This is a genomic window from Pigmentiphaga sp. YJ18 (assembly GCF_038066655.1).
Classification (GTDB): domain Bacteria; phylum Pseudomonadota; class Gammaproteobacteria; order Burkholderiales; family Burkholderiaceae_B; genus Pigmentiphaga.
Genome location: NZ_JBBUKU010000001.1, coordinates 922,530 through 945,399 on the forward strand (window position 1 = coordinate 922,530; position 22,870 = coordinate 945,399).

Annotated in this window: 23 protein-coding genes; 13 read left to right on the plus strand and 10 right to left on the minus strand. The window is 69.6% G+C overall.

The features are described from left to right. Positions 1 to 7: 7 nt before the first annotated feature. The 3 genes from WKR98_RS04535 to WKR98_RS04545 all read right to left on the minus strand — a co-directional run bounded on the left by WKR98_RS04535 (position 8) and on the right by WKR98_RS04545 (position 1,731). Complete coding sequence (locus tag WKR98_RS04535; protein WP_341432195.1) at positions 8 to 286, minus strand: pentapeptide MXKDX repeat protein; 279 nt, start codon at positions 284 to 286, stop codon at positions 8 to 10. A gap of 65 nt (positions 287 to 351) precedes the next feature. Next, entirely contained in the window at positions 352 to 1,137 is a 786-nt protein-coding gene (locus WKR98_RS04540) for a molybdopterin-dependent oxidoreductase (protein WP_341432196.1), read from the minus strand. Between the two features lie 9 nt (positions 1,138 to 1,146). After that, complete coding sequence (locus tag WKR98_RS04545) at positions 1,147 to 1,731, minus strand: cytochrome b/b6 domain-containing protein (RefSeq protein ID WP_124692070.1); 585 nt, start codon at positions 1,729 to 1,731, stop codon at positions 1,147 to 1,149. A 139-nt stretch (positions 1,732 to 1,870) separates the two neighbouring features. Between WKR98_RS04545 and WKR98_RS04550 the strand changes: the two genes are divergently transcribed. From WKR98_RS04550 to WKR98_RS04610, 13 genes are all read left to right on the plus strand, one after another. Next, a complete protein-coding gene (locus tag WKR98_RS04550; RefSeq protein WP_124692071.1) occupies positions 1,871 to 2,599 on the plus strand; it encodes a response regulator transcription factor in 729 nt (242 codons plus the stop codon). Then, positions 2,596 to 4,059, plus strand: coding sequence for a sensor histidine kinase (locus tag WKR98_RS04555; protein WP_124692072.1), 1,464 nt, complete (start codon positions 2,596 to 2,598; stop codon positions 4,057 to 4,059). The genes WKR98_RS04550 and WKR98_RS04555 overlap by 4 nt, the downstream gene beginning before the upstream one ends. A gap of 77 nt (positions 4,060 to 4,136) precedes the next feature. Continuing rightward, positions 4,137 to 5,129 carry a TAXI family TRAP transporter solute-binding subunit gene (locus tag WKR98_RS04560; RefSeq protein WP_341432197.1) on the plus strand — a complete coding sequence of 331 codons (993 nt, stop codon included), beginning with the start codon at positions 4,137 to 4,139 and terminating at the stop codon, positions 5,127 to 5,129. Between the two features lie 21 nt (positions 5,130 to 5,150). Then, positions 5,151 to 7,217, plus strand: coding sequence for a TRAP transporter permease (locus WKR98_RS04565; RefSeq protein ID WP_341432198.1), 2,067 nt, complete (start codon positions 5,151 to 5,153; stop codon positions 7,215 to 7,217). Next, positions 7,214 to 7,612 carry a DUF1850 domain-containing protein gene (locus WKR98_RS04570; protein ID WP_341432199.1) on the plus strand — a complete coding sequence of 133 codons (399 nt, stop codon included), beginning with the start codon at positions 7,214 to 7,216 and terminating at the stop codon, positions 7,610 to 7,612. The genes WKR98_RS04565 and WKR98_RS04570 overlap by 4 nt, the downstream gene beginning before the upstream one ends. A gap of 58 nt (positions 7,613 to 7,670) precedes the next feature. Next, complete coding sequence (locus WKR98_RS04575; protein ID WP_124692075.1) at positions 7,671 to 8,030, plus strand: winged helix-turn-helix domain-containing protein; 360 nt, start codon at positions 7,671 to 7,673, stop codon at positions 8,028 to 8,030. A 71-nt stretch (positions 8,031 to 8,101) separates the two neighbouring features. Then, complete coding sequence (modB, locus tag WKR98_RS04580; protein ID WP_341432200.1) at positions 8,102 to 8,779, plus strand: molybdate ABC transporter permease subunit; 678 nt, start codon at positions 8,102 to 8,104, stop codon at positions 8,777 to 8,779. A gap of 9 nt (positions 8,780 to 8,788) precedes the next feature. After that, positions 8,789 to 9,538, plus strand: a complete 750-nt coding sequence (gene modA, locus WKR98_RS04585; protein WP_341432201.1) for a molybdate ABC transporter substrate-binding protein — start codon at positions 8,789 to 8,791, stop codon at positions 9,536 to 9,538. After that, positions 9,535 to 10,317: a sulfate/molybdate ABC transporter ATP-binding protein gene (locus WKR98_RS04590; RefSeq protein WP_341432202.1), complete on the plus strand. Its 783-nt coding sequence runs from the start codon at positions 9,535 to 9,537 to the stop codon at positions 10,315 to 10,317. The genes modA and WKR98_RS04590 overlap by 4 nt, the downstream gene beginning before the upstream one ends. A gap of 68 nt (positions 10,318 to 10,385) precedes the next feature. Beyond that, a complete protein-coding gene (nudC, locus tag WKR98_RS04595; protein WP_341432203.1) occupies positions 10,386 to 11,330 on the plus strand; it encodes an NAD(+) diphosphatase in 945 nt (314 codons plus the stop codon). Positions 11,331 to 11,526: 196 nt separating this feature from the next. After that, positions 11,527 to 12,525 carry a Bug family tripartite tricarboxylate transporter substrate binding protein gene (locus tag WKR98_RS04600; RefSeq protein WP_341432204.1) on the plus strand — a complete coding sequence of 333 codons (999 nt, stop codon included), beginning with the start codon at positions 11,527 to 11,529 and terminating at the stop codon, positions 12,523 to 12,525. Between the two features lie 18 nt (positions 12,526 to 12,543). Then, positions 12,544 to 13,749, plus strand: coding sequence for an FAD-dependent monooxygenase (locus WKR98_RS04605; protein WP_341432205.1), 1,206 nt, complete (start codon positions 12,544 to 12,546; stop codon positions 13,747 to 13,749). A 145-nt stretch (positions 13,750 to 13,894) separates the two neighbouring features. Continuing rightward, a complete protein-coding gene (locus WKR98_RS04610) occupies positions 13,895 to 14,395 on the plus strand; it encodes a MarR family winged helix-turn-helix transcriptional regulator (protein WP_124692082.1) in 501 nt (166 codons plus the stop codon). Positions 14,396 to 14,398: 3 nt separating this feature from the next. Here WKR98_RS04610 and WKR98_RS04615 read toward each other — a convergent pair whose 3' ends face one another. The 7 genes from WKR98_RS04615 to WKR98_RS04645 form a co-directional block, all read right to left on the minus strand. Beyond that, complete coding sequence (locus WKR98_RS04615) at positions 14,399 to 14,794, minus strand: RidA family protein (RefSeq protein WP_124692083.1); 396 nt, start codon at positions 14,792 to 14,794, stop codon at positions 14,399 to 14,401. A 1-nt stretch (position 14,795) separates the two neighbouring features. Next, on the minus strand, positions 14,796 to 15,842 hold the full coding sequence (locus WKR98_RS04620; protein WP_161568019.1) for an ABC transporter substrate-binding protein: 1,047 nt from the start codon (positions 15,840 to 15,842) through the stop codon (positions 14,796 to 14,798). A gap of 77 nt (positions 15,843 to 15,919) precedes the next feature. Continuing rightward, positions 15,920 to 17,035 carry an amidohydrolase family protein gene (locus WKR98_RS04625; RefSeq protein WP_124692085.1) on the minus strand — a complete coding sequence of 372 codons (1,116 nt, stop codon included), beginning with the start codon at positions 17,033 to 17,035 and terminating at the stop codon, positions 15,920 to 15,922. Then, a complete protein-coding gene (gene hmgA, locus WKR98_RS04630; RefSeq protein ID WP_124692086.1) occupies positions 17,032 to 18,366 on the minus strand; it encodes a homogentisate 1,2-dioxygenase in 1,335 nt (444 codons plus the stop codon). Before hmgA ends, WKR98_RS04625 begins: the two co-directional genes overlap by 4 nt. Then, on the minus strand, positions 18,363 to 19,601 hold the full coding sequence (locus WKR98_RS04635) for a xanthine dehydrogenase family Fe-S subunit (protein WP_341432206.1): 1,239 nt from the start codon (positions 19,599 to 19,601) through the stop codon (positions 18,363 to 18,365). Before WKR98_RS04635 ends, hmgA begins: the two co-directional genes overlap by 4 nt. Then, entirely contained in the window at positions 19,598 to 20,413 is an 816-nt protein-coding gene (locus WKR98_RS04640; protein ID WP_124692088.1) for an FAD binding domain-containing protein, read from the minus strand. The genes WKR98_RS04635 and WKR98_RS04640 overlap by 4 nt, the downstream gene beginning before the upstream one ends. Further along, positions 20,410 to 22,791, minus strand: coding sequence for a xanthine dehydrogenase family protein molybdopterin-binding subunit (locus tag WKR98_RS04645; RefSeq protein WP_341432207.1), 2,382 nt, complete (start codon positions 22,789 to 22,791; stop codon positions 20,410 to 20,412). The genes WKR98_RS04640 and WKR98_RS04645 overlap by 4 nt, the downstream gene beginning before the upstream one ends. Positions 22,792 to 22,870: the final 79 nt, after the last annotated feature.

Genomic DNA, 22,870 nt, shown 5'->3' on the forward strand with positions numbered 1-22,870 from the left:
CGGGGCGCTATTTCTTCATGCCATCGCCCATGCCGTCCTTCGACATGGTGTCCTTCTTCATGCCATCGTGCTTCATCCTGTCGCCGGCCATGGCATCCTTTTTCATGCCGTCCTTCTTCATCGCGTCCTTGGCGGGCGCGGTTTTGGACATGGCGTCCTTGCCCATGCCGTCCTTGCCCATACCGTCCTTGGCCATGTTGTCCTTGCCCATGTTATCGGCGGCGTGAGCCGTGACGGCGGCCAGGGCCATGCCCAGGGAAAGAACGAGAGGGGTCAGTTTCTTCATGCGTCGCTCCTTGAAGCGTGGGTCGAAAGAGGGCGCGGGGAATCCGCGCCGTATGGAACCTCGGCTCAGCTGCCGCCGAACCAGTTGTATCCCTGGTCTTCCCAGTAGCCGCCAGGGTAGGTGTCGGTGACGAAGATCGCCCGGACGTGCTTGGGATTCTTGTAGCCAAGCTTGGTCGGCATGCGCAGCTTCATGGGAAAACCGTATTCGCGCGGCAGCGTGCGTCCGTCGTAGCTCAGCGTGAGCAGCGTTTGCGGATGCAGCGCCGTCGGCATGTCGATGCTGGTGTAGTAGTCGTCCGCGCACTTGAAGCCCACGTACCGGGCGCGGGTGTCGGCGCCGATGCGGGCCAGGAAATCCGAGAAGCGCACGCCGCCCCAGCGCCCGATGGCGCTCCAGCCTTCCACGCAGATGTGCCGCGTGATCTGTTCGGCCTGGGGCAGGGCCCGGAGGTCGGCCAGGCGCCATGGCCGGCGGTCGGCCACCCGGCCGGCGACCTCGAGCCGGTAGTCCGCCTCGTCCACCCGAGGGGCCTCGTCCACCCCGTAGTAGGCGTTGAACGGAAACGGGCGCGTGATCATGGAGGCGGGATAGGTCGGCGCCAGCGCGTCCGGATCGAACAGCCAGCCCTGTACCTTGTCGTTGAAGCGGGAGACGGCCGACAGCGCCTGTTCGACACCGGCCTGGCCGGTGACGTCGCAGCCCGACAGCAGGGCCAGCCCGCCCAGGGATAGCGTGCGCGTCAGGAAGGCGCGCCGGTCGGGGCGCTCGATCCGGGGCGCCAGAAGCCGCCGGGCTTCGCGCAGCGCCAGCCGGGCATCGGACGTGGACAGGCGAGAGCGTTTTTCCATGGCGGCCTCCTACCTGCCCCGGATCATGGCACGCAGGGTGCGAGGCACCAGTGCCACCATGACCAGATGTACGGCCACGAATCCCACCAGGGCGGCCATCGCGGCGAAATGCACGCGGCGCGCCGCCTCGTAGCCGCCCATCAGCTCGCGCAGCAGGCCGAACTGCACCGATTTCCACAGCACCAGTCCCGACACGACCAGCAGCGCGACGTCCAGCATGACGAACAGGTAGGCCAGGCGCTGGACCTGGTTGTACCGGCGCGGGTCGTCATGGGCCAGGCGGCCGCGCAGCGCCGCCGCGATATCGCGCAGCACGCCGCGCGGCGAAAGCGGCAGGAAGCGGCGGGCCAGCCGGCCGGTCGCGACGTTCAGCGCGAGATAGGCCAGGCCGTTGACCGCCAGCAGCCACATGGCGGCGAAATGCCATTGCAGCGCGCCGGCCAGCCATCCGCCCAGGGTGATCGCCTGGGGGAACGCGAAGTCGAACAGCGGCGAAGCGTTGTAGATGCGCCATCCGCTCGCCACCATGGCCAGCACGGCCACCGCGTTCAGGGCGTGGGCGATGCGCACCCAGGCGGGATGAATGGGGGACATGCGGGCTCTCCGTTCAGGGTTTGCCGCATTGTTGGCCCCCCGCCATACCGGAGTCCTCACGCAAACTTAAAATAAATGTGATGAATTCCCGCGCCGGGATTGGCGAGAATGGCGTCTACGGTTTTTCACAGGCAGGTTCATGGAACGGGTCAAGCGCGTCCTGATCGTCGAGGATGATGCCCATATCGCCGAATTGTTGCGCATGCACCTGCGCGACGAGGGCTATGCCGTCGAGCACGCGGCCGACGGCGAGCAGGGCATGCGCATGCTGGAGGGCGGGGCCTGGGACGCCCTGGTCCTGGACCTGATGCTGCCCGGCGTGGACGGACTGGAAATCTGCCGCCGGGCCCGGGCCATGGCGCGCTACACCCCCATCATCATCACCAGCGCGCGTTCCAGCGAAGTCCACCGCATCGTCGGGCTGGAGCTGGGCGCCGACGACTACCTCGCCAAGCCCTTCTCCATGCTGGAGCTGGTGGCGCGCGTCAAGGCGCTGCTGCGCCGCGTGGATGCCCTGGCGCGCCACGCGCGCATCGAAGCCGGGCTGCTGTCGCTGCATGGCCTGGACCTGGATCCGCTGGCCCGCACGGCCCTGCTGAATGGCCGGGCCATCGACCTGACGCCGCGCGAATTCGACCTGCTGGCCTTCTTCGTGCGGCATCCCGACAAGGTGTACTCGCGCATGGACCTGTTGAACGAGGTGTGGGGCTACCAGCATGACGGCTACGAGCATACGGTCAACACGCACATCAACCGCCTGCGCACGAAGGTCGAGGACGACCCGTCCCAGCCGCGTCGCATCCTGACGGTGTGGGGCCGCGGCTACAAGTTCGCCTCGGGCGCGCGGGACGAGGCCGCCGCGCCATGAAGCGCCTTTCGCTCACGCAGCGGCTTTCGCTGGTGTTCGCCGTGCTGCTGCTGGCCTGCAGCGGGATGTCGCTGCTGTTCCAGATCCGGGCCGAGGCGCGCCACGAACAGGAGGTCGTGCAGCAGTTGTCGAGCGGACTGGCCGCGCACATCGCCGGCACGGCGCAGCTCATGGATGCCGGCGGATGGAAACCGGAGGCCGTGCGCGACCTGTTCGACAAGCTGATGGCGGTCAATCCCGCCGTCGAACTGTACCTGCTCGATCCCGACGGGCGCATCGTCGGCCATGCCGCTCCGCCCGGCCGCCTGCGGCGCGACCGCGTCGACCTGGCGCCGGTGCGCCGCCTGGCCGCGGGGGCCGCGCTGCCCATACTGGGCGACGATCCCCGCAGCGCGGATGCGCGCAAGGTATTCAATGCCGCGCCGGTGCGCGTCGATGGCAAGGAGGCCGGCTACGTCTACGTCATCCTGCAGGGCGAGACGCACGATGCGCTGGCCGCGGGGCTCGCCCGCCACTCGGTGTGGCGCATGACGGGCCTGGCCATGGGCCTGGTCGCGCTGCTGGGCCTGATCATGGGCCTCGTCGCCTTCCATCTCATCACCCGCCCCTTGCGCGCGCTGGCCGATACGGTGCGCAGCTTCGACGCCGCCGGAGATGCGCCCACGCCGCCGCTGGATCCGCCGCCCGACGACGGCCGGCGCGACGAAATCGCCACGCTGCGCGCCGCCTTCGCGCAGATGAGCCGGCGCATCGCCGAACAGTGGCGCGAACTGACCCGCCAGGACCAGCAGCGCCGGGAGCTGGTCGCCAACATCTCGCACGACCTGCGCACGCCGTTGACCTCGCTGCACGGCTACCTGGAAACCCTGCGCGTCAAGGACGGCCTGCTGACCCAGGCCGAGCACCATCGCTACCTGGACATCGCGCTGGACCAGAGCCGCAAGGTCGGGGTGCTGGCGCAGGCGCTGTTCGAGCTGGCCCGCCTGGAGTCGGGGCTGGTCCAGCCCGAGCGCGAGACCTTCGCCCTGCCCGACCTGGTGCAGGACGTCGTGCAGAAGTTCGAGCTGGCGGCCGAGGCGCGCGGCCAGCGCCTGCTGACCGAGATCCCGCCGGCATTGCCGCAGGTCCATGCCGACATCGCCATGATCGAGCGCGTGCTGACCAACCTGCTGGACAACGCCATCCGCCACAATCCGCCCGGCACGCGGGTCACGGTGGGCCTGGCCGCGGCTGCGAACGGGGTGCGGATCGACGTGCGCGACACCGGTTCGGGCATCCCCGAGGCGCTGCGGCCCCGCCTGTTCAAGCGGATCCCCGCCTGGGGCCGCAAGGCACAGGAGAGCGGCGGGCTGGGGCTGATCATCGTCCAGCGCATGCTCGCCCTGCACGGCAGCGACATCCGGCTGGTCGAGGACGGCGGGCCGGGCACGGTGTTCCGGTTCGACCTGGCGGCCGGTTGAACGCGTCTTTCCTGTATGTATCCGGATGCGTCCTCGTGTACCATCGGGCGTACAACGATACGGATGAGGAGAGAGACTTGAAAAGCCTTCCCATTGTTTCCGCGTTCGACCCCCGTCGCCGCACGCTGCTGACGGCCGCGGCCGCCGGCGTCGCCGCCTCGGTCATGGGCCGTCCGGCGCTGGCCCAGCAGAAATTCATCAATGTGCTCACGGGCGGCCAGAGCGGCGTGTACTACCCGCTGGGCGTGGCCCTGGGCCAGATCTACTCCAAGACCATTCCCGGCGCGAAGACCAGCGTGCAGGCCACCAAGGCCTCGGCCGAGAACCTGAACCTGCTGCAGGCCGGCCGCGGCGAGATCGCCTTCACGCTGGCCGATGCGTTGTCCGACGCCTGGAACGGTTCCGAGGACGCGGGCTTCAAGACGCCCCTGAAGAAACTGCGCGTCATCGCGGGCATCTATTCCAACTACATCCAGCTCATCGCCAGCGAGGGGTCGGGCATCAAGACGCTGGCCGATCTCAAGGGCAAGCGCATCTCGGTCGGCGCGCCGCGTTCGGGCACCGAGCTGAACGCGCGCGCCGTGGTGAAGGCCGCCGGCCTGACCTACAAGGATTTCTCCAAGGTCGAATACCTGCCCTTCGGCGAATCGGTGGAACTCATCAAGAACCGCCAGCTCGACGTGACGCTGCAATCGGCCGGACTGGGCGTGGCCTCGATCCGCGATCTCGCGACCACGATGAAGATCGTCGTGGTGGCGATCCCGCCCGATGTCGTCGCCAAGATCGGCGACTCCGCCTACCAGAGCACGACCATTCCGGCCAACACCTATACCGGGCAGACCGAGGCTGTGCCCAGCATCGCGATCCGCAACTTCCTGGTCAGCCACGAAGGGGTGTCGGACGATACCGCCTACGAAATGACCAAGAACCTGTTCGAGCACCTCGATCAACTGGTGGCCGCGCACTCCGCCGCCAAGGAGATCAAGCGCGAGAACGCGATGGGCGGCACGTCCGTGCCTTTCCACCCGGGCGCCCAGAAGTACTACAAGGAAATCGGGCTGCTGAAATAACCGCCACCGCGCCGGGGAAACATGGACCAAACCACTGCAACGCCCGGCGCCGCCTCGACGGCGGCGGGGCCGGAACCGGTCGTCCTGACCGGCGCGCTGTTCTACATCGCCATCGCCTTTTCGGCGTTCCAGATCATCACGGCGGCCTTCAGCCCGCTGTCCAGCTCCGTGGTGCGGGCGGTCCACGTGGGCTTCCTGCTGCTGATGGTGTTCGTGCTGTATCCGCCGCTGCGGCAGAAATGGCTGGGCTGGGCGATCGGGGCGGTGGCGTTCGCCACCGGCCTGTACCAGTGGGTGTTCGAAGGCGAACTGATCCAGCGCGCGGGCGAGGTCACGCCGGCCGACATGGCGGTGGGCATCGTGCTGATCGTGCTGGTGTTCGAGGCGGCGCGCCGGGCGATGGGCATCGCCCTGCCCATCATCTGCGCCTGCTTCCTGGCCTATGCCCTGTTCGGCCAGTACCTGCCCGGCGAACTGGCCCACCGGGGCTATGGCCTGGACCAGGTGGTCGGGCAGATGGGGTTCGGCACCGAAGGCATCTACGGCACGCCCATCTACGTCTCGTCGTCCTACATCTTCCTGTTCATCCTGTTCGGCGCCTTCCTGGAACACGCCGGCATGATCCAGCTCTTCACCGATTTCGCGCTCGGCCTGTTCGGCCATCGGCGGGGCGGCCCGGCCAAGGTGGCGGTCATCTCCTCGGGACTGATGGGAACCATCAACGGCTCCGGCGTCGCCAACGTGGTCACCACCGGGCAGTTCACGATTCCGCTGATGAAGCGCTTCGGCTACGAATCGAGTTTCGCCGGCGGCGTCGAGGCCACCGCCAGCATGGGCGGCCAGATCATGCCGCCGGTGATGGGCGCCGTGGCCTTCATCATGGCCGAGACCATCAACGTTCCCTACGTGGACATCTGCAAGGCGGCGCTGATCCCGGCCATCCTGTATTTCTTCACCGCCTTCGTCATGGTGCACTTCGAGGCGGGACGCGCCGGCCTGCACGGCATGGCCAAGGAAGACTGCCCCAATCCCTGGCGCGCCATCCGGGACCGGTGGTATCTGCTGCTGCCGCTGATCGCGCTGGTCTGGCTGCTGTTCTCGGGCTATACGCCGCTGTTCTCGGGCACGGTCGGGCTGGCGCTGACGGTGGTGCTGATCTTCGGCGCCGGGGTCATGCTGGGCTTGGGCTCCATGGGCTGGCGCATCGCGTTCTGGGTCGCCATCGCGCTGGCGTGCTCGGCCTTCCTGAAGTACGGCATAGGCGCGGTGGTGGCCGTGATCGCCGTCCTGGGCGTCGTGCTGTACGTGCGCCAGGGCGGCCGCGCCATCCTGCGCACGGCGCTGCTGGCGCTGGCCGACGGTGCCCGCCACGCGCTGCCGGTGGGGGTAGCCTGCGCGCTGGTGGGCGTGATCATCGGCACGCTTACGCTGACCGGCGCGGCCACGACCTTCGCCGGCTACGTGATCAGCGTGGGGGAAAACAGCCTGCTGCTCAGCCTGATGCTGACCATGCTGGTCTGCCTGGTGCTGGGCATGGGCATTCCCACCATCCCGAACTACATCATCACCAGTTCGCTGGCGGCGCCGGCCCTGCTGCACCTGGGCGTGCCGCTGATCGTCTCGCACATGTTCGTGTTCTATTTCGGCATCATGGCCGACCTGACGCCGCCCGTGGCGCTCGCGGCATTCGCCGCGGCGCCCATCGCGCGGGCCTCGGGCATGAAGATCGGGGTACAGGCGGTACGGATCGCCATCGCGGGCTTCCTGATTCCCTACATCGCGGTCTACAGTCCCGCCCTGATGCTGCAGGACGACTCGCTGCTGGAAACCGCCTATGTCGTCATTAAGGCCGTGGTGGCCGTGGTGCTGTGGGGCGGTACCGCCATCGGCTATTGGCGCGCCCGGCTGAACGTGCTGGAGCGCGCCTGGGCCTTCGTGGCGGCCGGCCTGCTGGTGGCGGCGGTGCCGGTGACCGATTCCGTGGGCTTCGTCATGGCGGCCATGCTGGGCGCGTGGCACTGGTATCGCAGCCGCAGCCCGGGCACGCCCGTCACGCCGGTTCCGGATGGCGCGCGACGCCATGGATGACTGACATGCTGGCGGCGGCCCTGTGCCTGGCGGCGGGGGGCTTTCACCTGGCCGTGCCGGCGGACGGGTTTTCGCTGTCCTGGCGCCATTCGATCGAGAAGATCGAATGGCGCGAGACCTACCGCATCGTCGGCGAGCGCCTGTTGATCGCCGACGCCGCCATACAGGGTTCCGGCGCCGGCATGGATCCCCCCGAGGGGGCCCGCCTGGAGCATGGCGCCTGGCACTATCGCCCGGCGCAGCCGTGGCGCGACGCACTGACCCTGTCCCGCTCGGAATACGCCGGCGACTACACGCTTTGCATCGGTTCGCGCTGCGCGCCGCTGGAAACCTGGATGGCGGGCGCGCCGGCCGACGTTCCGGCCGAGGTCACCGCGTGCCGGGCCAAGGGCTGAGACAGATCCGCGCCCCGCACCTACAATGACCCGCGTCATCGGAGTCTTTCCTCGTCTCATGGATACGTCCACCACACCCCGGTTCCAGTTCCGGCTGCGGGTCTACCGCGAAAACGCCATCGCGATCGGGCCGGGCAAGATCGCGCTGCTGGAAGCCATCCTGGAGGCGGGCTCCATCACCGCCGCCGCCCAGCATATGGGCATGTCGTACCGCCGCGCCTGGCTGCTGGTGGACGAGCTGAACCGTTCCCTGCGCGAGCCCGCGGTCGAAAGCGCCGCCGGCGGCGCGCGCGGCGGCGGCACCGTTGTGACCGACGTGGGCCGCGAATTGATACGGCGCTACCGCTCCATCGAGGCCACCGCCCAATCGGCCGCGGCCGAGGACATCGCCGCCATGGCGGGCATGCTGGCCGACTGACCGGCCGGGGGCCGCGCCGGGCGGCCTTCTCGCGCTACCGTCCAGCCAGGATTCGCTGTATTCTTCGGAATATGACGAATGCGCTGCTGGATTCATTCGACGCTTTTCCGCTGATCCTGTCCCTGAAGGTCGCGGCCCTGGCCACCGTACTGGCCCTGGTCGCGGGCGTGGGCCTGGGGTGGCTGTTCGCGCGCAAGCCGTTTCCGGGCAGTTCGATGGCCGAGGCCGTGTTCATGCTGCCGCTGGTGCTGCCGCCCACGGTCATCGGCTACGCCATCCTGCTGGCGGCCGGCCGGCGCAGTCCGCTGGGCAGCTGGATATACGAGCACTTCGACTACACCATCATCTTCAGCTGGCACGGCGCGGTCGTGGCCTCCGCCATCGTCGCCCTGCCGCTGGTCCTGAAGTCGGCCAGCGCCGCGTTCGCCGGCATCGACCGCACGCTCGAATCGGCCGCCAGCACGCTGGGCCAGTCGCGCTGGTCGGTGTTCGTGCGCGTGACGCTGCCGCTGGCCTGGCCGGGCATCCTGGCCGGCACCCTGCTGGCCTTCGCGCGCGCCATGGGCGAATTCGGCGCCTCGCTGATGGTGGCGGGCTCGATTCCCCAGCGCACGCAAACGCTTTCCATGGCCATCTACGACGCCACGCAGGCCGGCCAGGACGATCTGGCCCTGCTGCTGGTGGTCATCACCTCGGCCATTTCCATCGCCATCCTGGTGGCCTGCAACCGCTACCTGTCGCTACGCTGAAGGAGTCCCATGTCCCGCACCCGCTACGCCGCCCTGCTGCTTGCCCTGGCCCTGCCGTTCCCGGCCTTCGCCCAGGAGATCACCGTATCGGCCGCGGCCAGCCTGACCAATGCCTTCAAGGACCTTGGCAAGCAATTCGAACAACGGCATCCCGGCACCACGGTGCGGCTGAACTTCGCCGCCTCGGGCACGCTGCTCCAGCAGATGAGCCAGGGCGCGCCGGTGGACGTGTTCGCCAGCGCCGACCAGGCCACGATGGACAGGGCCGTGGCGCAAAAGCTGATCGACGTGCCGACGCGGCGCGATTTCGCCGCCAACAGCCTGGTGCTGGTCACGCCCGTGCAGGGCGGCCCGGCCATCGCCTCGCTGCAGGACCTGGCCGGCGCGCCGGTCAAGCGCATCGCCATCGGCAAGCTCGCCACCGTGCCGGTGGGCAACTACACCAGGCAGGCGCTGGACAGCGCCGGCCTGTGGACCTCGCTCGAACCCAAGTTCATCCAGGCCGACAGCGTGCGCCAGGTGCTGGACTACGTGGGCCGGGGCGAAGTGGACGCCGGTTTCGTCTACCGCACCGACGCTGCCATCATGCAGGACAAGGTCAGGATCACGCTGACCGCCGGCGGGCATACCCCGGTCACCTATCCCGTGGCCGTGCTGTCCGGCAGCAAGCAACAGGCGCAGGCCAAGGCCTTCGTCGACTTTCTGCTGTCCGCGCCTGGCCAGCAGGTGCTGGACCGCTACGGATTCGGCAAGCCGTGATCGATGTCGACATCGCGCTGACGGTGCGCGACGGCAACCGGCGCTTCGACCTGGCCGCGCGCTTCGCCTCCGATGCGCCCTTCGTCGCGCTGTACGGGCCGTCGGGCTCGGGCAAGTCGCTGACCCTGCAGGCGGTGGCCGGGCTGCTGCGGCCCGGTGCCGGCCACATCCGGCTGGACGGCCGGACCCTGTTCGATGCCGTGCGCGGCATCGACCTTGCTCCGCCCGCGCGCGGCATCGGCTACCTGTTCCAGCACTACGCGCTGTTCCCGCATCTGTCGGTGCGCCAGAACATCGCCTTCGGCCTGACCTCGTGGCGGCGGCGGCGCCTGGCGCCCGAGGACGAACGGCGCGTGCAGGACCTGATCGACCGCTTCGGCCTGGCCGCCATGGCCGACAGCCGGCCCGGCGTGCTGTCGGGCGGCCAGCAGCAGCGGGTGGCGCTGGCGCGGGCCCTGGCCTGCGAGCCCCGCGCGCTGTTGCTGGACGAGCCCTTCGCCGCGCTCAATCCCATGCTGCGCGGCGAACTGCGCAAGGAACTGGCCGAGGTGGCGCGGCAATGGGGCGTTCCCGTGCTGATGATCACGCACGACATCGACGACGTGCTGGAATTGGCCGACGTCGCCTTCCTTTACCAGGACGGGCAGGTCGCGCGCGAAGTGGACCTGCGCAGCGGCCAGAGCCGCGATTTCATCCGCCGCGCGCTGGGGGACGACGCCCCGGCCGAGACGCCGATGCGCCAGCGCCTGCGCACGCTGCTCAATCCGGGCACTTCCTGAACGCGCGGCGGTAGAATCGTCGGTCAGACGACTCTGCGGCGGCACGCTGCGCGTGGCCGCCCCTTCCCATGCCATCCTTCGATCGCTCCGCCGCCGTGGGCTTCGGCCTCAATCCGCTCGACCGCATGTCCGAGGCGCGCGCCGATGCCGAGTTCGTCCGGGCGCGCCGGCACGATGCGGCGGCCCGGTTCATGGTGTTCGTCGGCGACGTGCCCCTGCTGGACGTGGGCGCGGGCGCGCCTTCTCCCTTGTTCGCCGCCGAGGCCTGGATAGGCCTGGGGCCCGCGCGCCAGGAGATCTTCCTGGGGCAGGACGAACAGGGCCGCCCGCTATTCGCGGTGGCGCTGGACGCGGGGTTGGCCGAGGCGGCCGCCGAGCGGCCCGGGCTGGAGCTGCTGGACCTGCGCAGCATCGCCATGCGCGGCCTGTTCCCGCCCGACCTGCTGGGAGAACTGGGCGGCGCCAAGGCCATCCTGAGCTGGCACGACCGGCACCGCTATTGCGCCAACTGCGGCGAACCCAGCCGCGTATCCTGCGCCGGCTGGCGGCGCGACTGTCCGGCCTGCGGCGCCCAGCACTTCCCGCGCGTGGATCCGGTGGTGATCATGCTGGCGGTGGACGGCGACCGCTGCCTGCTGGGCCGGCAGCCGCGCTTCGCGGCGGGCATGTATTCGGCCCTGGCGGGCTTCCTCGAGCCCGGCGAGACCATCGAGGACGCCGTGCGGCGCGAGATCAGCGAGGAAGCGGGCATCGCCTGCGCCGAGGTGGCCTACTTCGCGTCGCAGCCCTGGCCCTTCCCGTCGTCGCTGATGATAGGCTGCTTCGCCCGCGCGCAAGGCACCGACATCGTGATCGACCGCAACGAGCTGGAAGACGCGCGCTGGTTCACGCGCGAGGAAGTCCGCCAGATGCTGGACGGCACGCATCCCGAGGGCCTGTCCGCGCCCAGGCCCTACGCCATCGCGCATCACCTGGTGCGGGCCTTCGTCGAAGGGACCGGCCCCGCGCTGTGAACGCAGGCGGGGCCGCCGGGCGGCCAACGCCTTGATCATTCTGTCTTACCCCTCCCCGGGCAGGTAGGCGTTCAACCGCCGGATCAACGAGTCAGGATTTCCCTCCATATAGTTTCAAAATTGTTTACATCGGAACAAGTTTGTGGAAATATGGCCGGCACTGGTTGTCCGAACTCCATCCGAAAAGGGATCCGAGATGCAGACTTTCCTCCCCAAAGCGGCGCCTCTCTGCTGTCTGGGCGCCGGCCTGATGCTTGCCGGTCCGGCGGCCCAGGCCAACGACGGCGCCTATCCCACCCACCCCATCCGGCTCATTGTTCCGTTCGCGGTGGGCGGCGGCTCCGACATCCTGGCGCGCATCCTCGCGCCCGCCATGTCCGAGCGGCTGGGCCAGCAGATCGTGGTCGAGAACCGTCCGGGCGCATCGACCAACATCGCCGCCGAACTGGTGGCCAAGGCGCGGCCCGACGGCTATACGCTCATGCTGGGCAACACCAACACCTTCGTGGTCAACGCGCTGCTGTTCAAGTCGCTCAACTACGACCCGGTGAAGGACTTCGCGGTGCTTGGCATGGCCGGTGCCTTCCCGATGATCCTGGCGGTGTCGCCCTCGGTCCCGGCGCGCTCGGTGGCCGAGTTCGTCAGCCTGGCCAAGGAAAAGGCCGGCACGCTCAGCTATGCTTCGCCCGGCGTGGGTACGCCCCATCACCTGGCGATGGAAATGCTGAAGTTCCAGAGCGGCATCCAGGCCACCCATGTGTCCTACAAGGGCGTGGCGCCCGCGCTGCCCGACCTGATGGCCGGCCGGGTCCAGGCCATCTTCATCGACTACGCGGCGGGCGGCCAGCAATTGAAGGCCGGCAAGCTGCGGGGCCTGGCCGTGGGCAGCCAGAAGCCCACCGAGTTCATGCCCGACCTGCCCACCATGGCGGCTTCGGGCTTTCCGACGTTCGACGTGACGGGCTGGCAGGGCATGGTCGTGCCCAAGGGCACGCCCGAGGACGTCGTGCAGAAGCTGACCGGCGCGCTGCGCGCCACCATGGCCTCGCCCGGGGTCCAGGAAAGCCTGCGCAATGCCGGCATAGAGCCCACCTACATGGCGCCGCCCGAGTTCGCGCGCTACATCGACCAGGAACGCGGCAAGATGACGGCGCTGATCAAGGCCGCCCACATCCAGCTCGATACTTCTCCCTGATATTAGGAGTCTTCATTCATGACGCAGCATGTGGCAATCATCGGTGCCGGCATCGGCGGCCTGGCGGCGGCGCTGGCGCTGCTACGGCGGGGCATCGACGTCGACGTCTACGAACAGGCCACCGACCTGAAGGAGGTCGGCGCCGGCATCCAGACCACGCCCAACGGCTCGCGGGTCCTGCTGGAGCTGGGGCTGGGCGACGAGCTGCAGCGGTACGCCACCTTCAGCAAGGGCAAGGACACCTACCTCTGGAACACCGGGCAGAAGCGGCCGTTCATGCCGCTGGGCGAACAGTCGGTCGACAGCTACGGCGCGCCCTACGTCACCTTCCACCGCGCCGACCTGCACGGCATGCTGCTGCGCGCGGTGCTGCAGGCCAAGCCCGGCGCGGTGCATCTGGGCAAGCAGCTCGATGCGCTGTCGCAGGACGACCGCGGCGTGCGCATGCGCTTCGTCGACGGCTCCGAGGCCACGGCGCCGCTGATGGTGGGCGCCGACGGCATCCATTCGCGCGTGCGCCAGATCCTGCTGGGGCCCGACAAGCCCGCGTTCACCGGCTGCATGGCCTGGCGCGGCCTGATCCCCGCCGAAGCCATCCAGGGCACGATCGATCTGGTCGGCGGCAGCATGTGGCTGGGTCCCACGGCGCACATCGTGACCTACCCGGTGCGCCAGGGCAAGCTGCTGAACTTCATCGGCATGGTGGACCAGGACAACTGGCTGATCGAATCCTGGAACGCCGCCGGCACCACCGAGGAATGCCTGGCGGACTTCGCCGGCTGGCATCCCCACGTGCAGCGGATGGTCCGCAACATCACCATTCCCTACAAGTGGGCGCTGATGGTGCGGGCGCCGCTCGAACGCTGGACCGACGGCCGCATCACCCTGCTGGGCGACGCCTGCCATTCCACGCTGCCTTTTCTCAGCCAGGGCGCCAACATGGCGCTGGAAGACGGACTCATCCTGGCGCGCTGCCTGCAAGCCTACGGCGAGGATGCCGGCCATGCGCTGCGCAGCTACGAAGCGCTGCGCCGGCCGCGCACGGCCAACATCACGCGCAGCTCGGCCGAACAGGTGCGGCGCGTGCACAATCCCGAGCTGGCCGATCCGGCCGAGGCGCAGCGCTACATCGAGCGCGAATGGGGCCAGCAGCAGGTAGAGGAACGCTACCGCTGGATCTATGGCTACGACGCCCGTACAGTGTCGCTGGAGAGCGCGGCCTGAGCGGCGCGCACCGAACCGTCCGCCTCGACGGCACGCGGCGCCAGCCCTGGCGCCGCGTGCCGTTTCGATATAGCGTTCCGTTATAATCCGCCGGATCAGGTGCCGCGAGTCCGAGGCGCCGGGATCATGTGCAAGCCCTCCACACATGAAGAAAGCCTCGACACTAGAACTCCAGCACTTCCTTCCGTACAAGCTCTCCCGCTTGCTCAACGACGTCAGTATCGGACTGCAGCGTACCTATACGCCCAGCTTCGGCCTGAATGTCTCGCAATGGCGCATGCTGGCGGCCGCCGCGCAGCTCGAGCCCACTTCCGTTACCGAACTTACCGACTATTCCGGCATGGACAAGGTCACGGTCAGCCGGGCGCTGCGCGAGATGGTGGACAAGAACCTGATGACGCGCACGCTGGACGAGAACGACCGGCGCCGCTCCACCATCGAGCTGACGGAGGAAGGGCGCCGCATCTACGACGAGATCTCGCCCGGCGCGGTCGAGTACGAACGCGACCTGCTCAAGCCGCTCAGCGCCGACGAGCGCAGGGTGCTGGAGGCCCTGGTGGACCGGCTGCTCAGCCAGGCCGCCATCTTGCGGCAGGCCTCGTCCCGCACCTTTCCCTCGCGCCGGCGCACGGCTTCGTCCGAATAGTCCTCAGTCCAGCATGGCCGTGGCCTCGACCTCCAGCATCAGGGCGGGCTTGGCCAGCGCCTGCACGCCGATCATGGTGCTGGCCGGCGGCCGGTCGGGCGCCAGGTAGCGCGCGCGCACCTGCCGGATGATGGCGATCTTCTCCGGTGTCATGTCCTTCACGAACAAGGTGGTCTTGACCACGTCGGCGAAGGTCGCGCCGCAGGCGGCCAGCGCGCGTTCGAGGTTGCGGTAGACCTGGTCCACCTGCGTCGCCAGGTCGTTCTCGCCGACGATGTTGCCCTGTTCGTCGTAGGCCACCTGGCCGGCGACGAGGATGGTGGTGGCCGCGCGCGAGCGCACGACGTGGCAGAAGCCGTTGGGCGTGGCCAGCCCGTCGGGGTTCAGGTGTTCGTTCATGTCATGTCTCCTGGCTGGCCAGCCGCATGGGTTCGTCGCACACCCATTCCTGGACGTCGAAGTCGTGCTGGATGAATCCGTGTTCGAGCAGGAAGTCCTTCTGACTCGATACGGCCGCGATCAATTCCGGATCGAGTCCGACGCGCAGCGACCGGAAATCCGTCTCGCGGTAGGACGGCGCGATCCATTCCTCGGGCGCGCCCACTTCCTTGGCGTAGATGCGCAGCGCGTCGCCGGGATGCTGGCGCGCCCAGGCTATGGACCGGTTCAGCGCGGACAGGTAGGCCGCGACGACCTCGGGCCGGTTGCGGGCCAGGTCGGCGTCCACGGTCAGGATGTTGGGCACCTGATTGTTGATCTGAGCGCGCCGGTCGGCATGGAAGCCCAGCTCGACCACTTCGGTCGCCTGCAGCAGCGCCTGCAACTGCAGGCCCAGTGCGCCCGAGGCATACAGGGCGTCGACCTCGCCGCGCACATAGGCGAAGGTCTCGGCCTGCTGGCGCCGCACGCGCGCCGCGCCGGCCCACATCCAGGCGCGCGAGGCCTCGTCCTCGCCCTGCCGGGCGATGTAGACCTCGTCCACCGGCAGCTCGACCAGCGTGACGTCGGCCAGGGTCAGGCCGGCCAGGCGCAGCGCGGAATCGTAGCCGCGCAGGCACATCGCGCGCCAGAAATCGATCTCGCCGGAGCGGCGTACCGGCAACGCCAGCCGCTTGCCCTTCAGGTCGGCGACGCCGCGTATGCCCGCGTCGGGACGCGCCAGGATGGCCTGGTACTCCGGCGTCCACGCGATGCCCGCCAGCACCGTGTTCGCGCCGCGCGCGCGCGCCCAGATCGGCGGGATGTTGCCGCCCTGCCGGAACAGTCCGGCCACCGCATGGGTGAAGTGGGACTGCCGGGCATCCGGCGTGTCCAGGGTCTCCACCGCCGCCAGCGCCGCCCCCCGCCCGGCCAGGGCGCCGGTCAGGAGGCCCGCGTCGAGCGCGAGGCCCGACGCGGTGGGCAGCGGGCAGCGCGTGTACCAGAGGCGCGTGCGGGCGGCGTTCACTGGACTACCCTCCTGTCGCTGCGCGACATCCTTCCCGAGAAAGGTCGCGCGCCCTTCGGGCGGCCGGGTGGGCGCGCTCATGCGGCCGACCGGAGCGCCGACCGGGCCTCGAAGCCGTACAGCCGCTGGGCGTTGCGCCAGAACATCTTTTCCATCAGCTCGGGGGCCAGGTCGGTACGGGCCTCGAATTCGCCCACCAGGTCCTCGTGCGCGGCCTCGTCCTGGTGCGGCATGTCGCTGCCGATGATCAGGAAATCCGAGCCGAAGCGGTTGGCCACGTAGGCCAGGTCCTCGCTCGGCTCGCAGCCGACGAACACCCGTCCTTCGTCGAACAGGCGGCGCGCGCCCGGCTTGCCGGCGCGTTCCAGCGCGCCCACCGCGCCCAGCAGCCATTCGCTGCCGGTGGCTTCCAGGAAGGCCCAGCGCAGCTTGGGGAAGTCCGTCACGACCGAGCTCTCGGCCAGGCTGTAGAAACCGAACTGCACGCTGATGGGGCCGATGAAGCGCTTCATGCGCGCCGGCCAGAACGGCTCTTCGCCGGCCACGCGCTTCTGCGTGTCGAACAGGTGGCGCAGGCCGGGGCTGCCCGATCCCACGTGCACCGCCATGGCCAGGTCCTGCTTCTCGGCTTCCGCGTAGATGGGGAAGAAGCTCGGGTCGCTGACGGGGCGGTCCCATTCGATGCCGCGCATGAACACGGCCACGGCGCCGCCCATCTGCTTGACGCGGCGGATTTCCTTCACGGCGGCATCCGGGCTGCGGAAGGGCACCAGTGCGTTGTACATGATGCGCCCGCCCGACTCGGCGCACTTCTTCGCCATGAAGGTGTTGTAGCTGCGCATGAGCGCGGCTTCCAGCTCCGGATCCTCGCACAGGTTCAACAGGCCGAAGGTGGTGTGGATGACCTGGTAGTCGATGCGCCGCTTGTCCATGTCCTTCAGGCGTTCCTCGGGCTTGCTCAGGTGCTGCGAGTCGAGGTTGTACTTCTTGCGCAGCGAGCGCGTGCCGGCCGTGGGCGAGGCGCCGAACAGCCGGACCTTTTCATCGATCAGCCAGGCGGCGTTGAACACGCCCAGCGACGTGTCCTCGGGGAAGGTCACGACCACGGGGCGCCGCGCATGGTATTCGGGTTCGAGGAAGGACCAGGTCTCCTCGGATTCCATGACGTGGGCATCTGCGTCGATCACTATCATTTCTTGCTCTCCATGGCGGAAGTTGCGGGTCCATCGAAATGGATCTTCAGGTCGGCCCAGCAGCGCCAGTAGTCGGCCTGCAGGGTGGGGGACTGCATGGCCGCCGCCGTCGGGCAGATGACGTAGCGGCTCTCGAACATGAAGGCCAGCGTGTCGGGCAGCTTGGCCGGCGCGAGCGGTTCGCCGATGGCGCGCTCGTAGGTCTCGCGGTCGGGACCGTGCGCGCTCATGCTGTTGTGCAGGCTGCACCCGCCGGGCACGAAGCCCTCGACCTTGGCTTCGTAAACGCCGTGGATCAGCCCCATGAACTCGCTCATCACGTTGCGGTGGTACCAGGGCGGACGGAACGAGTGCTCGGCCACCAGCCAGCGCGAGGGGAAGATGACGAAGTCGGCGTTGGCGATGCCGGGATCGCCCGAAGGCGAGGTCAGCACCGTGTAGATGGACGGATCGGGATGGTCGAAGCTGACCGTGCTGATCGCCATGAATTTCCTGCAGTCGTACTTGTAGGGCGCCAGCGTGCCGTGCCAGGCCACGACGTCGAAAGGCGACCACTGCTGGCGCGCCGACCACAGCCGGCCGCGGAACTTGGCGACGATCTCGAAATCGCCGGCGCGATGCTCGTAGGCGGCCACGGGCGCGAGGAAATCGCGCGGGTTGGCCAGGCCGTTCGAGCCGATGGGGCCCAGCTCGGGCAGCCGGAACGGCGTGCCGTAGTTCTCGCAGACGTAGCCGCGCGCCTGGCCGTCGGGCAGGTCCACGCTCATCTTGATGCCGCGCGGGACCACGACGATCTCGCCCGGCCCCGCCTGCAGCACGCCCATCTCGGTGCGCACGCGCAGCCGTCCCGACTGCGGGACGATCAGGAGTTCGCCGTCGGCGTCGTAGAAGCTTCGGTCGCCCATCGAGCGATTGGCGGCGTACAGGTGGATGCCCATGCCGGCCTGCGTGTCGGCGTGGCCGTTGCCCGCCATGGTGAACAGGCCTTCGATGAAATCGACGGACCCGGCGGGCGCGGGCAGCGGATTCCATCGCAGCTGCGTGGGCGTGGTCGGGACTTCGTCGAACGGCGCGGTGCGCAGCATGCCGTGGTCGATCAGTTCGAAGGGGCTGTGGCCGGCCGACGGATGGATGCGATAGACCCACGAACGCAGGTTCTCGGCCCGGGGCGCGGTGAAGGCGGTGCCGGACAGTTGTTCGGTGTAGAGCCCGTAGTTGCCGCGCTGCGGGCTGTTCTGGTCCGGGGGCAGCGCGCCGGGCAATGCCTCGGACACGAAGTGATTGCCGAAGCCCGGCTGGTAGGCCAGGGCCTCCTCGTCGGCGTGTTTCATGATTCGTCCTCGTTGCGTGGTCGTTGGGTGGGCTGGCGGCGCAGGACGCGCCAGGCGCGGGCGGCCAGGGTGGAAACGAACTGCCGCGCCAGCAGGGCCAGCGGCAGCCGGAGTTCGCCGCCGTCCGGGGGCGCGCCCGCGGGCGCTTGGTCGCCCTGCGTCAGCTGGTGCGCGACATTGGCGGCGAAGCGGGCCGTCAGCTGGTCGGCCAGCGCCTGCACCACGTCGGCGCGGCTGAACTCGGCCAGCCGCCCGGCCAGCCGGAAGGCGGCGTCGATGCGCACCGACGTGGCGTCTGAAGCCGCGTCCGCCAGCGCGTAGCCGAGTTCGCACACGACCTGCGTGCGCGTGATGCGATCGACGCCCCGGCAGTGGACCGTGCCGCGCCGCGCGGCGGGATCGCGCGTGACGTGGGCCTGGGCATCGAACACCGCGCGTATCGGCCCGGCCTTCACCGTCATCTTTCCCCGGAGCCGGTCGCCTTCCACGTGTTCGACCTCCATGCCGGGCATGCAGCGCGACACGCGGGGCAGATCGCCGAAGAAGTCCCAGACCCGGTCGGCGGGGACGGGCAGGTCGAAGTGGCGGGACACGCGCGTCATTCCGGCGGTATCCACGGGGGCGGCCATGTCGAGGGCCGCGGGTTCGGCGGCGGACGCTGCCTCGGGCGGGGATGCGGGCATGGCCTGCCGGGGATGGAGGGAGTCCGGCGCCGGCGCGCCGTGCGCCGGCTGCGGCGCCGCCACCGGCGTGGCGAGCCGGTGTCCCGCTCCGCTTTGCACCACGTCCAGGATGGCGCGCACGATGCCGGCATAGCCCGTGCAGCGGCACAGGTTGCCCGCCAGCTCGCGCCGTATCGTCGCCTCGTCGGCGTCGGGGAAGCGCGTCACGATGTCGCGGGCGGACATCAGCATGCCCGGCGTGCAATAGCCGCACTGCAAGGCATGCGCGCGCGAGAAGGCCTGCCGCAGCGCCGCCATCAGGGCATCGTCGTCGAAGGCCTCGATGGTGGCGACCTCCAGGTCCTCGCAGGCAACGGCCAGCACGGTGCACGACCGGCTCAGCGCGCCGTCCACGTAGACGTTGCAGGCCCCGCAGACGCCGTGCTCGCAGGCCAGGTGCAGGCCGGTCAGGCGCCGGTCCTCGCGCAGGAAGTCGCCCAGCGAGGTGCGCGGCTCGACCCAGGCGCGCGTGGCGGCGCCGTTCACGGTCAGGGAAATGGGATGCTCGGTCATGACAACTCCTGGACCGTGCGGCGCAGCGCCACCGCGGCCGCGTGCAGATCGTCGGCCTGCGCGCCGCCGCCACGCAGCGCCTGCCCCGCCTGCGCCAGGTCGAAGCCGCGCAGCTCGCCGCGCAGCAGCCGTTCGGCCAGCGCGGGCAGCAGCATGGGCGTGCCGCCGGCGCCGGCCACCGCCACGCGCGCGTAGCCGGCGGGCCGGTCGATCACGATGGCGGCGATGGCCTGCGCGAACTCGCCGGCCTTGCGGGCGAGCTTGGCGTAGGCCCAGCGCGTGGCCTCGGAGCGCCAGGGCAGGCGGATGGACACCAGCAGTTCGTCCTCGCGCAGCGTGTGCGAGAAGGGGCCGTCGGCGAAGGTTTCCAGCGGCAGTTCCCGCCGGCCCGCCGCGCTGGCCGCCACCACCGAGGCGCCGGCGGCCAGCAGCGCCACGGGCCAGTCGGCGATGGGATCGGCGTGCGCCAGGCTGCCGCCCACGGTGCCGCGATTGCGTACCGCCCGATAGGCGATGCCGCCGGCGACGTGGGTCAGGTAGCCCTGCGCGAACGATGCGGCGATGCCGTCCTCGATGCGCGCGTGCGTGACCGCGGCGCCCAGTTCCAGGACATCGCCCTGCCGGCCGCCGGCCTGCAATTCGCGCAGCCGCGAGACGTCCATCACCCGCGCGGGCCGAGCCAGCCGCATGGACAGGACGGGCACCAGCGACTGGCCGCCCGCCATGGGCCGGACGTCGGCGCCAGCCGACAGCGTGTCCAGCGCCGACGCCAGGTCGGCGGGCCGGACGTAGTCGAAGGCACAGGGCTTCATGCCGCCTCCTCGTGGCGCGCCGCGGGCCGGCGCGCGCCGGCCAGCGCCCGCAGCACGCGCGCGGGCGACAGCGGCAGCTCGGACAGACAGGCGCCCTCGCCGTCCAGCGCATCGTTGACCGCGCTGCACACGACCGAGGCCGAGGGGATGGCGCCGCCTTCGCCCACGCCCTTCATGCCGAACTCGGTGAACGGCGATGGATGGTGCAGGTGGTCCACGTGCACGAAGGGCACGTCGCCGGCCGAGGGCAGCAGGTAGTCCACCAGCGTCGATGCCTGGGGCTGCCCGGCCGCGTCGTACAGCGATTCCTCGTACAGCGCGCTGCCTATGCCCTGCACCACGCCGCCCATGACCTGGCCGTCGACGATCATGGGATTGACGGCGACGCCGCAGTCCTCGACCACCAGATAGTCCACCACGCGTACGTAGCCGGTCTCGAGGTCGACGTCGACCACCGCCGCGTGCGCGCCGTAGCTGAAGGCGCCCTCGCCCGGCAGCTCGTAGCCGTGCGTGACTTCCAGGCTGGCCGGCTCGGCCGGGTTGCCGAAGGCGCCGCAGTCCTCGTGCCAGGTGCGCGCCACCTGCGCCAGCGTCAGGCTGGCCGATGGCCCCTGTATGCGCCCGTGCGCCACGGCCACGTCCTCGGCGTCGCAGTCCAGCAGGACCGCGCCCAGGCGTTGCAGCCGCCGCGCCAGTTCCCGGCACGCGCCGGCCACGGCGCCGCCGCCCATCACCATGCCGCGCGAGGCATAGGTGCCGGTGGAAAAGGCGGACAGGCCGGTGTCCCCGTGCAGCACGCGCACGGCGTCCAGCGGCAGGCCCAGGATCTCGTGGGCCACCTGCGCCATGGTGGTCTCCATGCCCTGGCCGTGCGATTGCAGGCCCAGGCGGACCTCCAGCGTGCCGTCGGCGTTGAGCCGTACCGTGGCGGGCTCCGGCGCGGGGCGCACCGGCAGCTTCCAGTCGTGCGCGGCCCGCATGCCGTGTCCGGTCAGTTCGACGAAACAGGCCACGCCCACGCCGATGCGATGGGAGGCCGCATGTTCCCGCGCGGCCATGCTTTCCGCCGCTTGCCGGGCCCGGGGCCGGATCGCTTCCACCGCGCGCCGCAGCGCCTCCGGATAATCGCCGCTGTCGTAGACCCTGCCATTCAGGGTCGTGTAGGGCATGGCCTGCGCGGGAATCAGATTGGCCAGCCGGACTTCCCAGGCCGGGCGGCCGGCCTGGCGCGCGACGGCGTCCAGCGCTTGCTCGATGGCGAAGCAGGCGCCGGGCCGGGCCACGCCCCGGTAGGGGGCGACCGGCGGCTTGTTGGTGGCCAGCGCGCGCGAGCGGCTGCGGTACCACGGAATGTCGTAGGGGCCGGGAATCGCGCCGGCCGCCATGCCCGCGTCCAGCAGGTTGGTGAACGGATAGACCGAATAGGCGCCGGCATCGATGGCGATGTCGGCATCCACGCCCAGCAGCCTGCCGTCGCGGTCCGCGTAGGCGGTGACGCGGTAAAGCTGCTCGCGGGTATTGGCCGCGGCGATCAGGTGCTCGCGGCGGTCCTCCAGCCAGCGCACCGGTCGCCGCAGCCGCCGGGCCAGCCAGCAGACCAGCACTTCCTCGGCCTGCAGGATGCTCTTGTAGCCGAAGCCGCCGCCCACGTCCGGCGCGATCACGCGCAGCTGCGACCGCGGCAGGCCCAGCACGTCGCTGACGCCGTCGCGGATCAGGTGCGGGATCTGCGTCGAGGTATGGAGGATGAGCTGGTCCTGCCGGTCGTCCCAATAGGCCAGGCAACCCTTGCCTTCCATCGGGTTCATCGACTGGCGCGCCATGCGGTAGACGCCCTCGACCTTGATGGGCGCCTGCGCGAGATGGCCGGGCAGCGCGCCGTCCTGGCCGCTGCAGAAGCGGAATTCATGGATCTGGTTGCCAGGCCAGCCGTCATGCAGCACGGCGGCGCCTTCGGCCGCGGCCTGCTCGACGGACATCGCCACCGGCAGGGGATCGAGGTCCAGCTCGACCGTTTCCGCCAGGTCCTCGGCCCGCGCGCGCGTCGGCGCCAGCGCTACCGCCACCGGTTCGCCCACGTAGCGCACGCGATCCTTCGCCAGCACGGGCATGGCCGCCTGCCGCGCGGCCGGCGGCAGGTGCGGGGCCATGATGTCGGGCAGGGCCAGGTCGCCGGCCGTGAAGATCAGGGATCCGGCCGGGCGGCGCATGCCGCGCAGCCGCGCATGGGCCGCCGGACTGCGCACGATGGCCGCGTCCAGCATGCCGGGCAGCGCGATGTCGCCGACGAACTGGCCGCGCCCGTGCAGGTGCCGGGCGTCCTCCTTGCGGATGACGCTGGCGCCTATGCCTTCCTGCGTCCGCTGTGTCCCATCCATGCCGATTTCTCCGCTTTCCTGATGGTGCCGATGACCGCCATTTAGTTTCATATTAGTTTATAGTGACACTAATTGGCAA

Excerpts from the sequence above, each read along its gene's own strand:
- WKR98_RS04555 (WP_124692072.1), top strand. The coding sequence starts at position 2,596 with ATGAAGCGCCTTTCGCTCACGCAGCGGCTTTCGCTGGTGTTCGCCGTG.
- WKR98_RS04575 (WP_124692075.1), top strand. The coding sequence starts at position 7,671 with ATGGATACGTCCACCACACCCCGGTTCCAGTTCCGGCTGCGGGTCTAC.
- WKR98_RS04625 (WP_124692085.1), bottom strand. The coding sequence starts at position 17,035 with ATGATAGTGATCGACGCAGATGCCCACGTCATGGAATCCGAGGAGACC.
- WKR98_RS04645 (WP_341432207.1), bottom strand. The coding sequence starts at position 22,791 with ATGGATGGGACACAGCGGACGCAGGAAGGCATAGGCGCCAGCGTCATC.
- WKR98_RS04545 (WP_124692070.1), bottom strand. The coding sequence starts at position 1,731 with ATGTCCCCCATTCATCCCGCCTGGGTGCGCATCGCCCACGCCCTGAAC.
- WKR98_RS04535 (WP_341432195.1), bottom strand. The coding sequence starts at position 286 with ATGAAGAAACTGACCCCTCTCGTTCTTTCCCTGGGCATGGCCCTGGCC.
- WKR98_RS04565 (WP_341432198.1), top strand. The coding sequence starts at position 5,151 with ATGGACCAAACCACTGCAACGCCCGGCGCCGCCTCGACGGCGGCGGGG.
- nudC (WP_341432203.1), top strand. The coding sequence starts at position 10,386 with ATGCCATCCTTCGATCGCTCCGCCGCCGTGGGCTTCGGCCTCAATCCG.
- WKR98_RS04635 (WP_341432206.1), bottom strand. The coding sequence starts at position 19,601 with ATGACCGAGCATCCCATTTCCCTGACCGTGAACGGCGCCGCCACGCGC.
- WKR98_RS04550 (WP_124692071.1), top strand. The coding sequence starts at position 1,871 with ATGGAACGGGTCAAGCGCGTCCTGATCGTCGAGGATGATGCCCATATC.
- modB (WP_341432200.1), top strand. The coding sequence starts at position 8,102 with ATGACGAATGCGCTGCTGGATTCATTCGACGCTTTTCCGCTGATCCTG.
- WKR98_RS04600 (WP_341432204.1), top strand. The coding sequence starts at position 11,527 with ATGCAGACTTTCCTCCCCAAAGCGGCGCCTCTCTGCTGTCTGGGCGCC.
- modA (WP_341432201.1), top strand. The coding sequence starts at position 8,789 with ATGTCCCGCACCCGCTACGCCGCCCTGCTGCTTGCCCTGGCCCTGCCG.
- WKR98_RS04570 (WP_341432199.1), top strand. The coding sequence starts at position 7,214 with ATGACTGACATGCTGGCGGCGGCCCTGTGCCTGGCGGCGGGGGGCTTT.
- hmgA (WP_124692086.1), bottom strand. The coding sequence starts at position 18,366 with ATGAAACACGCCGACGAGGAGGCCCTGGCCTACCAGCCGGGCTTCGGC.
- WKR98_RS04540 (WP_341432196.1), bottom strand. The coding sequence starts at position 1,137 with ATGGAAAAACGCTCTCGCCTGTCCACGTCCGATGCCCGGCTGGCGCTG.
- WKR98_RS04640 (WP_124692088.1), bottom strand. The coding sequence starts at position 20,413 with ATGAAGCCCTGTGCCTTCGACTACGTCCGGCCCGCCGACCTGGCGTCG.
- WKR98_RS04615 (WP_124692083.1), bottom strand. The coding sequence starts at position 14,794 with ATGAACGAACACCTGAACCCCGACGGGCTGGCCACGCCCAACGGCTTC.
- WKR98_RS04605 (WP_341432205.1), top strand. The coding sequence starts at position 12,544 with ATGACGCAGCATGTGGCAATCATCGGTGCCGGCATCGGCGGCCTGGCG.
- WKR98_RS04610 (WP_124692082.1), top strand. The coding sequence starts at position 13,895 with ATGAAGAAAGCCTCGACACTAGAACTCCAGCACTTCCTTCCGTACAAG.